The 14018-nt window shown below is 63.9% G+C and carries 14 protein-coding genes; 6 read left to right on the plus strand and 8 right to left on the minus strand.

Annotated features, from left to right (window positions below; genetic code table 11):
- Positions 1-133 precede the first annotated feature (133 nt).
- A complete protein-coding gene (locus LB566_RS22545; RefSeq protein WP_224627157.1) occupies positions 134-583 on the plus strand; it encodes a CHRD domain-containing protein in 450 nt (149 codons plus the stop codon).
- A gap of 81 nt (positions 584-664) precedes the next feature.
- Here the strand turns inward: LB566_RS22545 and LB566_RS22550 are convergent, their stop codons facing one another.
- From LB566_RS22550 to LB566_RS22560, 3 genes are all read right to left on the minus strand, one after another.
- Positions 665-2314, minus strand: a complete 1650-nt coding sequence (locus LB566_RS22550) for a thiamine pyrophosphate-binding protein (RefSeq protein WP_224627167.1) — start codon at positions 2312-2314, stop codon at positions 665-667.
- Positions 2311-3483 (minus strand): CaiB/BaiF CoA transferase family protein, encoded by a 1173-nt coding sequence (locus LB566_RS22555; RefSeq protein WP_224627169.1) that lies wholly within the window; start codon positions 3481-3483, stop codon positions 2311-2313. Before LB566_RS22555 ends, LB566_RS22550 begins: the two co-directional genes overlap by 4 nt.
- Before the next feature lie 80 nt (positions 3484-3563).
- The gene (locus tag LB566_RS22560; RefSeq protein WP_224627171.1) at positions 3564-4496 is read right to left on the minus strand and encodes an alpha/beta fold hydrolase; all 933 of its coding nucleotides are present in this window, start codon (positions 4494-4496) and stop codon (positions 3564-3566) included.
- 187 nt (positions 4497-4683) lie between these two features.
- On the opposite strand from LB566_RS22560, the gene LB566_RS22565 reads away from it, so the two are divergent.
- The 4 genes from LB566_RS22565 to LB566_RS22580 all read left to right on the plus strand — a co-directional run bounded on the left by LB566_RS22565 (position 4684) and on the right by LB566_RS22580 (position 9662).
- Positions 4684-5691, plus strand: a complete 1008-nt coding sequence (locus LB566_RS22565) for a ribonuclease T2 family protein (RefSeq protein WP_224627173.1) — start codon at positions 4684-4686, stop codon at positions 5689-5691.
- 177 nt (positions 5692-5868) lie between these two features.
- Positions 5869-7518, plus strand: coding sequence for an energy-dependent translational throttle protein EttA (ettA, locus tag LB566_RS22570; RefSeq protein WP_224627175.1), 1650 nt, complete (start codon positions 5869-5871; stop codon positions 7516-7518).
- Positions 7519-7565: 47 nt separating this feature from the next.
- Positions 7566-8333: a trans-aconitate 2-methyltransferase gene (gene tam, locus LB566_RS22575; RefSeq protein WP_224627177.1), complete on the plus strand. Its 768-nt coding sequence runs from the start codon at positions 7566-7568 to the stop codon at positions 8331-8333.
- Positions 8334-8540: 207 nt separating this feature from the next.
- The gene (locus LB566_RS22580) at positions 8541-9662 is read left to right on the plus strand and encodes a beta-ketoacyl-ACP synthase III (RefSeq protein WP_140553063.1); all 1122 of its coding nucleotides are present in this window, start codon (positions 8541-8543) and stop codon (positions 9660-9662) included.
- 17 nt (positions 9663-9679) lie between these two features.
- Here LB566_RS22580 and LB566_RS22585 read toward each other — a convergent pair whose 3' ends face one another.
- Positions 9680-10246 (minus strand): methyltransferase family protein, encoded by a 567-nt coding sequence (locus LB566_RS22585; RefSeq protein ID WP_224627179.1) that lies wholly within the window; start codon positions 10244-10246, stop codon positions 9680-9682.
- Between the two features lie 180 nt (positions 10247-10426).
- On the opposite strand from LB566_RS22585, the gene LB566_RS22590 reads away from it, so the two are divergent.
- Complete coding sequence (locus LB566_RS22590; RefSeq protein ID WP_224627181.1) at positions 10427-11053, plus strand: MOSC domain-containing protein; 627 nt, start codon at positions 10427-10429, stop codon at positions 11051-11053.
- Between the two features lie 45 nt (positions 11054-11098).
- On the opposite strand, the gene LB566_RS22595 is transcribed toward LB566_RS22590, so the two are convergent.
- The 4 genes from LB566_RS22595 to tsaA form a co-directional block, all read right to left on the minus strand.
- Entirely contained in the window at positions 11099-11938 is an 840-nt protein-coding gene (locus LB566_RS22595) for an SDR family oxidoreductase (RefSeq protein ID WP_224627184.1), read from the minus strand.
- A gap of 135 nt (positions 11939-12073) precedes the next feature.
- Positions 12074-13030 (minus strand): D-amino acid aminotransferase, encoded by a 957-nt coding sequence (locus LB566_RS22600; protein ID WP_224627186.1) that lies wholly within the window; start codon positions 13028-13030, stop codon positions 12074-12076.
- Between the two features lie 129 nt (positions 13031-13159).
- The gene (locus LB566_RS22605) at positions 13160-13474 is read right to left on the minus strand and encodes a DUF2293 domain-containing protein (protein ID WP_140644196.1); all 315 of its coding nucleotides are present in this window, start codon (positions 13472-13474) and stop codon (positions 13160-13162) included.
- On the minus strand, positions 13471-13995 hold the full coding sequence (tsaA, locus tag LB566_RS22610) for a tRNA (N6-threonylcarbamoyladenosine(37)-N6)-methyltransferase TrmO (protein ID WP_224627188.1): 525 nt from the start codon (positions 13993-13995) through the stop codon (positions 13471-13473). Before tsaA ends, LB566_RS22605 begins: the two co-directional genes overlap by 4 nt.
- Positions 13996-14018 lie beyond the last annotated feature (23 nt).

Below are 14018 nucleotides of genomic sequence, written 5' to 3' on the forward strand. Positions count from 1 at the left end.
TGACCGCCCCTTTTTCATGTGGCCAAATCACAAAAGCGTGTGCCTGGATACATTGCGGCGGCCGAGCGTTGCGTCGAAGGCATGCGCGTGCGGGGGAGCCACGACGGATGCGACAGCCAAACGGAGGTTCTTCATGCGTATACAGACCGTCTTGCCGATGCTTTCGGCGGTGGCCATTTCGACCGCTTTCCTGTTCGCATCGCCGGCCCTAGCCGACATGGTGAAGTTCAAGGCGACGCTCGATGGCAGCCAGCAAAGCCCGCCCGTCACCACCAAGGGCAAGGGAACCGCCACATTCACCTTCGACACCGCCAAGAAGAAACTCAGTTGGAACGTTAAATATTCCGGCCTCAGCGGGCCGGCGACGGCCGCACATATTCATGGCCCGGCGGCGATGGGGGAAAATGCGGACCCCGTAATCCCGTTCAAAAAACTCAAGAGCCCGATCAAGGGGTCGGCGACATTGACGGATACGCAGGTGACCGATCTGGAGGCCGGCAAATATTACGTCAACATCCACACCGCCGCCCATAAGGATGGCGAGATCCGCGGTCAGATCGAAAAGGCGGCGGCGTCGATGTAACGCGCCGTCGCTCAGGGGGCGCCCGTATTAGCTTGAAGGCTTTGCGGGCAGCGCCCCCTCTGTCCTGCCGGACACCGACCTTCAGACCTTGTCTCTTATCTGCGTCATCGTGCGGGTCGGCGTGATTGCCTCCGGATCGAGCCTGATCTCGATGATCGCCGGCTTGCCGCTAGCGCGGGCGCGCTCGAAGGCAGGGGCGAAGTCGGCGGTCCTCTCCACCGTTTCGCCATGGCCGCCATAGGCACGCGCCAGGGCGGCGAAGTCCGGATTCTTGAGGTCGGTGGCGACCACCCGCCCGGGGTATTCACGCTCCTGGTGCATGCGGATGGTGCCGTAGATGCCATTGTTGACAACGATGACGATGATCGGCAACCCGTACTGCACGGCGGTCGCGAATTCCTGCCCGTTCATCAGAAAGCAGCCGTCGCCGGCGAAGGCGACCACGGTGCGATCCGGGAACAGCGCCTTGGCTGCGACAGCGGCAGGCGTCCCATAGCCCATCGAGCCTGAAGTAGGCGCGCCCTGTGTGGCAAAGCGGCGGAAGCGATGGAAGCGGTGCACCCACGTGGCGTAGTTGCCGGCGCCGTTGGTCAGGATCGCGTCGTCGGGGAGCACCGTTTCGAGATAGGTCATGATCGGCCCCATCTGGACGGCGCCCGGACCGCTTTCCGGCGGCGTCGACCAGTCGAGATAAGCGGCGTGCAGCTTTGCCGTATCCGCCGCCCAGCCCGGCGATGCCGGTCCCTTCCGTTTGGCGAAGGCGCGCACGAAGGCGGCGGGCGAGGCGTTGATCGCAAGCGTTGGGCGGTAGACGCGGCCGAGTTCGCCGGCATCGGCATGGACATGAACCAGCATCTGGTCGGGGTAGGGGCTTTTCAGGAGCGTATAGTCCGAGGACGGCATCTCGCCCATGCGGCCGCCGATCAGCAGCACCAGATCGGCCTGCTTGATCGCTGTCGCCAGCTTCGGGTTGATGCCGATGCCGACATCGCCGGCATAGTTCGGGTGCAGATGATCGAACAACATCTGGCGGCGGAAGGAGCATCCGACCGGCAGCGACCACGCCTCGGCGATGCGGGTGATTTCCTGAACAGCCTGGAAATCCCAACGTGTGCCGCCCAGGATCGCGATCGGCCGTTTGGCGGCATTGAGCAGCGCCTCGATCCGGTCGAGTTCGGCTTCGGCGGGGCTGGTCTCGACCGGGGTGTAGGCGAGCGCAGCCGGTGCGTCGACGACACTGGTCAGCATGTCTTCCGGCAGCGAGATGACGACAGGGCCTGGGCGGCCGGAGGTCGCCACGGCAAAGGCGCGGGTGACGAATTCGGGAATGCGCGAGGCATCGTCGATCTCCACCACCCATTTGGCGATGTCGCCAAAGAACCTGACATAGTCCACTTCCTGGAAGGCCTCGCGCTGCTTGGCATGGCTGGCGACCTGGCCGATGAACAGGATCACGGGAATCGAATCCTGCATGGCGATGTGGATGCCGGCGGACGCATTGGTGGCGCCGGGGCCGCGGGTGACGAAGCAGATGCCGGGTTTGCCGGTGAGGCGGCCTTGGCAGTCGGCCATCATGGCGGCGCCGCCTTCCTGGCGACAGACGATACTGCGGATCGATGAATCGTGCAGCGCGTCGAGCACCGCGAGATAGGATTCGCCTGGCACGCAGAAGATACGGTCGGTGCCGTTGGCCTCGAGCGCGTCGACGATCAATTGTCCGCCGGTTTTCATTTTGCTCTCTCCAGTTCGGCAAGGATTTCGTCAGTGTGTTCGCCCAGGCGGGGCGAGGGGCGCTCATAGACGAGCGGTGTTTCGGACATGATCATCGGTGCGCGAACCGAGGGCAGAAGATTGCCATGGCCGTCGTCGAGGTCGAGCCGCATGCCGCGCGCGATCGCCTGCGGGTCGGCGAACATCTGTCCGATCGTGTTGATCGGGCTCGCCGGCACGCTAGCCGCTTCGAGCTTGGCCAGCAGAGGGTCGCGATCCCTGGTCTTCAGCGCCTCGACGATCCGCTCGCGCAGCTTCACCCGGTTGGCGACGCGGGCCGGATTGGTGCCGAAATCGGGATTGCCGGGCAATTCGTCCAGCCCGACCACCGCGCAGAACCTGGCGAACTGGCCGTCATTGCCGACCGCCAGGATGATGTGGCCGTCCCGGACCGGCAGCACCTCGTAGGGCGCAATGTTCATATGCGCGTTGCCCATCTGCACCGGCGACTTGCCGGAAACGAGATAGTTGAGGTTCTGGTTGCCGAGCGCCGAGATCTGGGTGTCGAACAATGCCATGTCGATGTGCTGGCCTTCGCCAGTTTTTTCGGCGTGGCGAAGGGCCGCCTGGATGGCGATGACGGAATAGAGGCCGGTGAAGATGTCGGAGATGGCGACGCCGGCCTTTTGCGGCTCGCGTCCGGCCTCGCCGGTGATCGACATCATGCCGGCCATGCCCTGGATGATGAAATCGTAGCCGGCGCGCGGCGCGTAAGGACCGTCCTGGCCGAAGCCGGTGATCGAGCAATAAACGAGGCGCGGATTGATCTTGCGCAGGCTGTCATGGTCGAGCCCGTATTTCTTCAAGCCGCCAAGCTTGAAGTTCTCGATCAGCACGTCAGACGTTGCCGCCAGCCGGCGCACGGTTTCGGCGCCCTCCGGCGTGGAAAAATCGATGGCGATGGAGCGCTTGCCGCGATTGCAGGAATGATAATAGGCGGCCGACAGGTTTTCGCCATCCTTGCCCATGACGAAGGGCGGACCCCATTTGCGGGTGTCGTCGCCGCCATCGGGGCTTTCGACCTTGATGACGTCGGCGCCGAGATCGGCAAGCAACTGCCCGGCCCAGGGCCCCGCAAGGATGCGGGCGAGTTCGACGACGCGGACGCCTTTCAGCGGGGGCTCAGCCATAGATCACCAGAATTGGTCGGAACCGAAGCCTCTATCAACAGAGATTGCCGCTGTCACGGTTCTTGCGATGGGCCAACGCTTCACCGCTTCAGGACCGCCTCTGCCCACCCCGCGAAATCGTCCATGACGATGTCGCGATTCACCTCGTTCAGGCTTTCGTGACGGGTTTCGCTGTAAACCTTTGAAACGAGATTCGAAAAGCCCATTTTGCGCATGCGTTGGGCAAGATGGGTGATCGCTTTGCCATGGTCCGACGCAGGGTCTTTTTCGCCCCCCACGACGCTGACGGGAAGATCGCGCCGAACGCCGGCAAAACCTGCGTCCCTGCCGCCATTGAGTGCCATCTGGACGACATCGCGCCACATCGACACCGAGGCGTCCCAGCCGCATAGCGGGTCGGCGATGTATTTCGCCACCTCCGCCTCGTCGCGTGACAGCCAGTCGAACAAGGTCCGGTGGTTGGGCACCGCCTTGCCCCAGGCCTGGAAGGTGAGTTTCGGCAGCAGGCGCGATGGGACATCCGAGCCGAGCCGCATCCTTTCCCAGGCAAGGATGCCGAGTGCCACCTGCCCGAGCAGGCCAGCTGAAAAATTGCCGTTCCAGATGGCGGCGGCATGAATGCGATTCGAATGCGCCAGGAGGAAGTTCAGCGCCACGGAGGCGCCCATCGAATGGCCGAACAGGATGACGGGCAGGCCCGGCTGCTCCCTGGTGATGAGATCATGAATGGCGCCGACATCGGCTATGACCTTGGCGGGGCCGTCCTCATGCGCGAACCTGCCCAGCGGTGCGTCGGGCGCCTTGGTCGCGCCATGGCCGCGATGGTCGTGGACATAGACATGGAAGCCGCGCGCGCCCAGGAAATCGGCAAATCGGCCATAGCGCGCCGCATGTTCCGCCAGCCCGTGATTGATCTGGATGACGGCGCGCGGATGGCCCTCGGCCTGCCGGACCAGAAGATTGAGGTCGGCGCCGGTCGGCGAAGGGACCATGCGCTGCTGGCTGAACGACATTCAGTGATTTCCACCCTGGCCCGCCTCGGTGGCGCCAGCCTTGTTTGCGCCGGGGCCGGTTCAGCGTCAATCCGCCATTCCGGATTTCTCGCGATGATGTTTCTTGCGTTTGGCCGGTGGAATATCGCAATTCTGACATGGAGACAGCTTCAGTCTGTCGGCCACCTTTTTCACCCAGGGATTCCCCATGCGCATTGCTGTTGTTTTCGGATTGGCCATTTCGGCGGCATCATTGACGGGCGCGGCCCATGCCGACGTCAGGATGAGCGGCACCTTCGTTGCCGATGCCTCATGTCCGGCAACGCAAGCCATCAAGAACGGCAAGAATCCCGGCAATGTCTCAACCGATGCCGGCCAGAGCTACCAACTTCTGGCGGGCAACAAGGATGCGCCGACGCATTATCTCATCCTGGTACCGGGCGCGGATCCGGATCGGCGCTGGGTGAAGGTCAGTTGCGGACATCTCTCCGGCAGCAGCGCAGCAACGCTGCCGGCGACCCCCGGCGGGCAGGGCAAGCCGGCGGCGTCGGGAAAACCCGAATATGTCTTCGCGCTGAGCTGGCAGCCGGCTTTTTGCGAGACCAAATCCAGCAAGAGCGAATGCAAGGCGCAAAACCCGAATGAATTCGATGCCAGCAACTTCACCTTGCACGGCCTGTGGCCGCAGCCGAACGGGAATTTCTATTGCCAGGTACCGGCCGGGGACAAGGCCAACGACAGTCCGGCGCACTGGAAGGATCTTCCGCCTGTCAATTTGGATGCCGACACGCGCACGGAACTCGACAAGGTCATGCCCGGCACTGCTTCGCAGTTGGAGCGGCATGAATGGATCAAGCACGGCACCTGCTACGGCAAGAACCAGCAGGAGTACTTTTCCGACGCGCTCAGCCTGATGCGTGAGGTGAACGGCTCGGCTGTGCGCGACCTCTTCGCCAAGAACATCGGCGGCAAGCTGACGGCGGATCAGATACGCGGCGCCTTTGACCGGGCTTTCGGCGCCGGCGCCGGCGATCGCGTGCGCGTTTCCTGCGTCATCGATCCGTCGAGCGGGCGGCGGCTGATCGGCGAGTTGACGCTCGGCCTCGCCGGTCCGATCGGCCCGAACAGCTCGCTCAAGGACCTGCTGCTGGCCTCGGTGCCGACCAACAAGGCCGGTTGCCCGACCGGAACCGTCGACGCGATCGGGTTCCAGTAAATCCTGAGCTCATTCCTGCCGGGAGGCAGGCCGGGGCAACGCCAATGCCCGTTGTTAGTGCGGCCTGTGATCGGTTCGATGCGGCGAAAGCGATTGCCGTTCGGCCCCGCATCGCCTACATAGCGGCCAACCTCCATTCAAATCGACGAACAAGTCAGTTTTTCAGGGAAAGCGCGCGTGGCACGCCAGTTCATCTATCACATGTCCGGCCTGTCGAAGGCCTACGGCACCAAGAAGGTGCTCGATAACGTTCATCTGTCCTTTTACCCGGACGCCAAGATCGGCATTCTCGGCCCTAACGGTTCGGGTAAGTCGACCATCCTGCGCATCATGGCCGGGCTCGACAAGGAGTTCCAGGGCGAGGCGTGGCTGGCCGAGGGCGCGACCGTAGGCTACCTGGCGCAGGAGCCGCAGCTCGACAACAGCAAGACCGTGCGTGAAAACGTCATGGACGGCGTCGGCAGGAAGACCGCCATCATCGAGCGCTACAACGAATTGATGATGAATTATTCCGACGAGACGGCCGACGAGTCGGCCAAGCTCCAGGACGAGATGGATCGGCTCAACCTTTGGGACCTTGAGCAGCAGGTCGAGATGGCGATGGACGCGCTGCAGTGCCCGCCGGCCAATTCCGAGGTGACCAATCTGTCGGGCGGCGAGCGCCGCCGCGTGGCGCTGTGCCGGCTGCTCCTGGAACAGCCCGATCTGCTTTTGCTCGACGAGCCGACCAACCATCTCGACGCCGAGACCACGGCCTGGCTGGAAAAGCACCTGCGCGATTATCCGGGCTCGGTGCTGATCATCACCCACGACCGCTACTTCCTCGACAACGTCACCGGATGGATCCTCGAGCTCGATCGCGGCCGTGGCATCCCTTACGAGGGCAACTACACCAAATATCTCGACGCCAAGGCCAAGCGCCTGATCCAGGAAGGCCGTGAGGACGACGCCCGCCAGAAGTCGATCTGGCGCGAGCGTGAGTGGATCCAGTCCTCGCCCAAGGCGCGCCAGACCAAGTCCAAGGCCCGTATCAAGGCCTATGAGGAACTGGTCGAGCAGTCGCAGAACCGCAAGCCGACCGACACGCAGATCGTCATTCCGTCGGGTGAGCGCCTCGGCAATGTTGTGATCGAGGTCGAAGGGCTCACCAAGGGCTTCGGCGACGAGCTTTTGATCGAGGACCTGTCGTTCAGGCTGCCGCCGGGCGGCATCGTTGGCGTCATCGGCCCGAACGGCGCCGGCAAGACGACGCTGTTCAAGACCTTCACCGGCCAGGAGAAGCCGGACGCCGGATCGATCCGCATCGGCGAGACGGTCAAGCTCGGCTATGTCGACCAGAGCCGCGACGCGCTGGATCCGAACAAGACGGTGTGGGAAGAAATCTCCGGCGGTGCCGAAGTCATCAAGCTCGGCAAGCACGAGGTCAACAGCCGCGCCTATTGCTCGTCCTTCAACTTCCGTGGCGGCGATCAGCAGCAGAAGGTCGGCAACCTTTCGGGCGGCCAGCGCAACCGCGTCCATCTGGCCAAGATGCTCAAAGGCGGCGGCAATGTGCTTTTGCTCGACGAACCGACCAACGATCTCGATACCGAGACGCTGAGCGCGCTCGAAGATGCGCTGGAAGCCTATGCGGGCTGCGCGGTCATCATCAGCCACGACCGCATGTTCCTCGACCGGATGGCGACTCATATGCTCGCCTTCGAGGGCGACGCGCATGTCGAATGGTTCGAAGGCAATTTCGAGGAATATGAGAAGGACAAGCTTCGCCGCCTGGGTGCGGAAGCGGCGGCCCCGCACCGCATGACGCATAAGAGGCTGACGCGGTAAAGGTTTGCGAAGGCGGCGGATTTCTCAAGACGATATGAGGAGCTTAGATGGCTGATTGGTCCGCCGCCCAATATCTGAAATTCGAGGACGAGCGCACGCGGCCGGCGCGGGACCTGGTCGCTCAGGTTCCGGTGGATTTTCCGCGCCGTGTCGTCGATATCGGCTGTGGGCCTGGCAATTCGACCGAATTGCTGGTCGAGCGCTGGCCGGATGCCGAGGTCAGCGGCTTCGACACCTCACCCGACATGATCGAGAAGGCGAGGACGCGCCTGCCCAACGTCACTTTCGATCTGGCGGACGCTGCCGCATGGCAGCCCGAGAAGCGGGTCGACGTGATCTTCGCCAATGCCGTGTTCCAGTGGCTGCCTGACCATCCCGCCGTGTTCGAGCGGCTGATGGGGTTTCTGGCGCCAGGTGGCGCGCTCGCCGTGCAGATGCCCGACAATATGGGCGAAGATTCCCACAGGCTGATGCGTGAGACGGCCGCCGAAATGCCGTTCGCAGCCAAGATGAAGGGCGCGGCGCGCGCGCCGCTGCCGCCGGTATCGTTCTACTATGATCTGTTGTCGCCGCTCTCGGACCGGCTCGACATCTGGCACACGGTCTACAATCATCCGCTGGCCGATGCCGAAGCGATCGTGGAATGGGTGAAGTCGACGGGCCTGAAACCTTTTGTTGATCCGCTGGGTGCGGATGAGCGCAAGATGTTCCTCGACAGCTACACGGCCAAGATCGCCAGGGCCTATCCCAGGACGGCTAATGGCAAGGTGCTGTTGCGTTTTCCCCGCATCTTCATCGTCGCCAAGCGGGCTTGAAGATGGCTTGGTACGGTTCGTGCGCGGCCGCCACGACGGCGCATGCTGGAACAGCCCGCAGACGAACACCAAACTGTGCGCATGGTGAGGGGACGCGGCAACCGGTTTAAGCTGGCATAAACCGGCTCAATGCGACAAGGGTTGCGCCGGGCCTCCCTAGCGCCCACATCAAAGCCCCTGAACGCCTGCGGATGGGACGGACTGAACATGCATCGCGTCATCATCAGCGGCATCGGCGTCGAAATCCCCGAGCCCGAGATCAGCAATGAGGAACTGGTCGCCAGCTTCAACAACTGGGTCGACACGGAGAACGCGCGCCGGTCGGGCACGGACCAGCCGCTGCTGCAGAAATCGGACAGCGATTTCATCGTCCACGCCTCGGGCGTGCGCAGCCGTCATGTGATCGAGCGCGAAGGCATACTCGATCCGACCCGCATGGCGCCGCGCATTCCCGCACGGCCGGACGATGCGCTGTCGCTGGAGGCCGAGTTCGGCATCGCTTCGGCCCGCAAGGCGCTTGACCATGCCGGGCTGACGCCGTCCGATATCGACCTGGTGATCTGCTCGGCCTCGCACCACCAGCGGCCCTATCCGGCGATCGCCATCGAGATGCAGCAAGCCCTGGGCACCAAGGGGGCGGGGTTCGACATGGGGCTCGGCTGCTCCTCCGCCGCGGCGGCACTGCACATGGCGGTCAATCTGGTGCGCGCGGGCGCGCATAAGCGCATCCTGGTGACGACGCCGGAGATCATCACCGGCCATCTCAATTTCCGCGACCGGCAGACGCATTTCATCTTCGGCGACGCCTCGGTGTCGATGGTGGTCGAGGGGCTGGCACTCGGCGAGAAACGGCCGGGACGTTTCGAGGTGCTCGACACGCGTATCTGGACGCAGATGTCGAACAACATCCGCACCAATCTCGGCTATCACACCCGCACCGCACAGGACGATCCCTACAGGATCGATCTGGAGGGCAACCTCATCAAGCAGGTCGGCAACAAGGTGTTCAAGGAAGTCACCGTCGCCGGGCACAAATTCATCGTCGAGTTCCTGGCCGAGCACGGCCTGACGCCGCAGGCGGTGCGACGCTTCTGGCTGCACCAGGCCAATGCGCGCATGAACGCCATGATCCTGAAACTGTCATTCGGCCACGAGGTCGATCATGACCGCGCGCCCATGGTGCTGGAGCGTCTCGGCAACACGGCGGGCGCCGGCGCCATCGTCGCGTTGTCGGAGAACCATGCTGACATGAAGGCGGGCGACTTCGGGCTGATCTGCGCTTTCGGCGCGGGGTATTCGATCGGCGGCGCGCTGCTGCGGATGCTGTAGGACGGGCGCTTGCCGCTTCAGGCCGGCGGGAAGGGAACCAGCATCGGCACGCGGCGCGCGTAATCGTCATAGGCGGGCCCAAGCTCGCCGCGCAGGAAACTTTCCTCCAGCCTCGCCTTGACGACGATCCCGGCAAGCAGCAGGGCCGCACCCGCGACGCCCCATACCGTGCCCTTGACGGCCATGGTGGCAAAGATCGAAAGCAGCAGGCCCGTATAGATCGGATGACGGACAAGCGCGTAAGGACCGGTGTCGATGACGCGATGATCGGCCTTGGCGGTTACCGTGCTGGACCACAGCCGGCCGAGATGCAGGCGGGCCCACCATGCAAAGGCGATGCCGATGGCGATCAGGGCGACGCAAATCCAGGCTTGGGGTAGCGGGAGTGTCCAGAGCCGAAGCCGGCCCACATAGCCGTGCGCCGGAACGAACAGCAGGACGGTACCGGCGAGCCAGAGAACCCGATATCGCGCCTCCGCCCTGAAATCCGCCCGCTTGCGCACGGGATCGGCCCATGACGCGGCAAGAATCCACGATACCAGCCAGAACAACCAGAGCGCGGCAACGGCGTGTCCCACCTGCATGACCCGAACCTCCTCCCGATCTGGCGCCCTCGTCTATGCCGGCGGCACGGCGGCAATGCGGCGCGCTGTGGGCGGCAACTGCGTTTCCGGTAAGAAAGTCGTGATCGGCATCAAACGGCGTGATCGGATCATCAGCGCTTTCGACTGGACCGCATTGCGGAGGGCCTCTAGACCAGACCGATGCAGGAAACCAACCCAAGGCTTTTTCCGGCGGACCTGACGGTCGACATCGTGCCGGGCCGCAAGCTGGTGGCAAGGGCGGCGGCGCTCTATGCCGCTCCGTTCGACCATTTCGAAACCAAGGCGGTCGAGAAATTGCAGCTGGGCTTCGACGGCATAGCCGGCGATTTTCATGCCGGGATAACGCGACGCTCCGGCGGGCGCGAACCGTGGTATCCGCGCGGCACCGAGATGCGCAACGAGAGGCAGTTGTCGCTGGTGGCGGCGGACGAACTCGCGCTGGTCGCCGAACGCATGGGCCTAGAGGAGATCAAGCCCGAGTGGATCGGCGCCAATTTGCTGATCGAAGGGGTGCCGCATCTTTCGATGTTGCCATCCGGCTCGCTGCTGTTCTTCCAGGGCGGCGTGACGATCAAGATCGATGCCCAGAACAAGCCATGCCGCGTCGCCGGGCAGTCGATCGCCGAGCATGTCCGGGCGGCGGACCGCGACGCCACTGCGCTGCTCTTTCCGAAAGTGGCCAAGCGGCTGCGGGGCCTTGTAGGCTGGGTCGAGAAGCCCGGCATCGCCAGGTCCGGCGAGGAAATCTCCGTGCGGGTGCCCGAGCAGTGGATTTATCGCGCCTGACGAGGTAGCCACGCCGCTCGAAACGGCGTGGCTGAGCGACCCGGACTAGGCCTTGCGGTTCTTGTTGGCGCCTTGCGCCATGACCGAAACATGGTCCCACTTTTCCCAGGTGGCGATGCGGTTGGCGTATTCCTGCTTGATCATCGGCAGCCCGCCGTCGCCGAAGAACACTCTGAGAGGTGGCTCGGCCGCGTCGACGATGGCCAGCATCGCCGGTCCGGTGGCCTCGGGATCGCCGGCCACGGCGCGGCTGCGGCGCTCCGCCATGGCAGCGCGGACGGGCGCATAGGCGTCCAGCGCTTTGGAGACCTTGGCCGACGGACCGGCCCAGTCAGTGGAGAAGCCGCCGGGCTCGACCAGCGTGACATGGATGCCGAACTCCGCGACCTCGAGGCTCAGCGACTGGCTGAAGGCTTCCAGCGCCCATTTCGAGGCGTGGTAGAGGCCAAGCGAGGCGAAGGCATTGACGCCGCCGATCGACGAGATCTGGATGATGTGGCCGGAGCGCTGCGCCCGCATGATCGGCAAGGCGGCCTGGGTGACCCACAGTGCGCCGAACACATTGGTTTCGATCTGGTCGCGGGCTTCCTGCTCGCTGACTTCCTCGATAGCGCCGAAATGGCCATAGCCGGCATTGTTGACGACGATGTCGAGCCGGCCAAACCGCTTGTGCGCCTCGGCGATTGCGGCATCGACGGCTTTCTTGTCGGTGACATCGAGCTTTATCGCGGCGATGTTGTCGCCATATTTCACGGCGAGATCGGCGAGCGTGCCGGCATCGCGGGCGGTTGCCGCGACGCGGTCGCCGCGGGCGAGCGCGGCCTCGGCCCAGACGCGGCCAAAACCCTTCGACGATCCGGTGATGAACCAAACCTTGTTTGTCATGATGAAGTCCTTGCCCGTGCGGGGCTGTGATTTTTCGGAGCTAAACGGAGGCTTCTCCGCTTTTTTGCCATATACGGTGCGTCCCGCGACTTTCCAGAGGCGGTGGCGGAATTATTTGGACGGAGCGGCGACCGGTCAGGGGTAGCGTACAGCGCTCGACCAGGCCGGATCCTCATGCTTGTCCCAATAGAGCGCCATCAGTCGGCGGGTGATCGCGCCGGGCCTCCCGTCCGCGACCGGGCTGCCGTCGATCATCGTGACCGGCATGATGCCGCCGGCTGTCGAGGTGATGAAGACCTCGTCGGCTCCGCGCAATGCCGCGACGCTGACATCGGCCGGAGCGGCGGAGAGGTTTTCCTGCGCACAGAGATCGAAGACGGTGCGGCGGGTTATGCCGGGCAGGACGCCGATCGCCGGCGTCGAGAGCTTGCCGTCCTTGACGCAGAAGACGTTGAAGCCCGGGCCTTCGGCGACATTGCCGTTGAAGTCGAGAATGAGCGCTGTCTCGGCGCCGCGGTCATAGGCGTCGTAAAGGCCGCGCACCAGATCGAGCCAGTGGTAGTTCTTGATCGCCGGGTCGATCGAGGCCGGCGGAATGCGCACCTTGTCGCTGATGGCGACCCGCAGTCCGCGCTGCAACTGCTCGGCATTGGCTACCGAGCCGAACGGCACGGCAAATGCCATGAAGCGATTGATCGACTGCCGCGGATCGCGGCTGAAAGTAGGGGAAGCGCCGCGCGTGCACAGCATTTCGACATAGGCGGCGCGGTGTCCCGACAGTGCCACGCAATCGTGCAGGATCCCGGTCACGCCGTCGCGGTCGAACGGGATCGTCATGCGCAATTTCTCCAGTCCTCCGAAGAAGCGGTCGAGATGCAGGTCAAGCCTGAAGAAGCGGCCGTTCCAGACATGCACGGTGTCGTAAGTGGCATCGGAATGCAGGAACCCCCAGTCCAGCACGGAGATCTTGGCCTGCGACATCGGCAGGTACTGGCCGTCGAGGAAGGCGATGCCGTCGGGATAGGCATGCGGGTCTACGTGGCGGTCGCTCACCACAGGCAGCGGCTGTGTATCCTGTGCGGTCTGGCTCATCAGCACCTCCTTGTGTCACAGGCTATCGGTGTCAGGCAGCGGGCATAGAGCCAGTCATTCGGCGTCGTTCGTCCTCGAACTGAAGCTGGCCAGCCATGCAACCGAGTGCCGTGCCGGACGGCAACCGCTTCAATCATCCTCGTCGTCGGCGTCGAGCAGGCGGGTGGCGCGCCAGCGGGTAAGCACGACATTGGTCTGCTCGATGACGAAGAAGCGCGCCGAGTCGCGGTCATAGCCTTCGGCGAGCAGCTTTTCGTAGTCGGTATGGGCGTGGCGGATATGGGCAATGGTCGCCAGCCACACGGCAATGGTCGGCGGCAGGGTCTTCATGTGAACGGAGCCGGCATCGGCTCGGATCTTCTCCATGTCGGCATAGGGCGCCAGCGGCAGAAGCGCTGTCAGCGCCTTGGCGAGGGCGCGTCGACGGCCGGTCGGCGCCTTCATCGTTCGTCGCGCCCTTCGATGGTCGCCTCGGCAAAGGCATCGGTCGATGCGAAATAGGGCTTGATGTCGATGATTGGGGTGCCATCGAGCACGTCGATGGCGTCGATGTCGATGCGCCCGGTGGCGATGTCGATCGCGAGCAGTTTCGCCACATGCAGGCCGATCGGGTTTGGCCGGGCAGGGGAGCGCAGGCCGAATACGCCTTTTGCTTCAGCGGCATGGCGCGGTTTCTGAACGATCAGAGTCCGCGGCGCGTGGTGCAGCCACGACAGGATGACGAGGTGGCTGGGGCGCTCCAGCCCTTGCAGGCCGGCCCGGTAGGCCGGGTCGATCGTCAGTGCTGCCGGCTGCCCGGTTTCGCGCGCCGCGCGCATGTTCTTGGGGCAGGTTTCGCGCGTCGTCCATGGCGAGGCGATGCGGCCGATGAAGATGACGCCGCCATCGGCCGGCATCAGCGCCGGATCTATCTCCAGCCTCTGCTCGCCCTCCCGCGCCTCGAACATCTCACGCCGTCCAGTCATTTTATCCATCTTTTGGTTGGCGC

This window comes from Mesorhizobium sp. CA13, from assembly GCF_020165235.1.
Classification (GTDB): Bacteria; Pseudomonadota; Alphaproteobacteria; order Rhizobiales; family Rhizobiaceae; genus Mesorhizobium.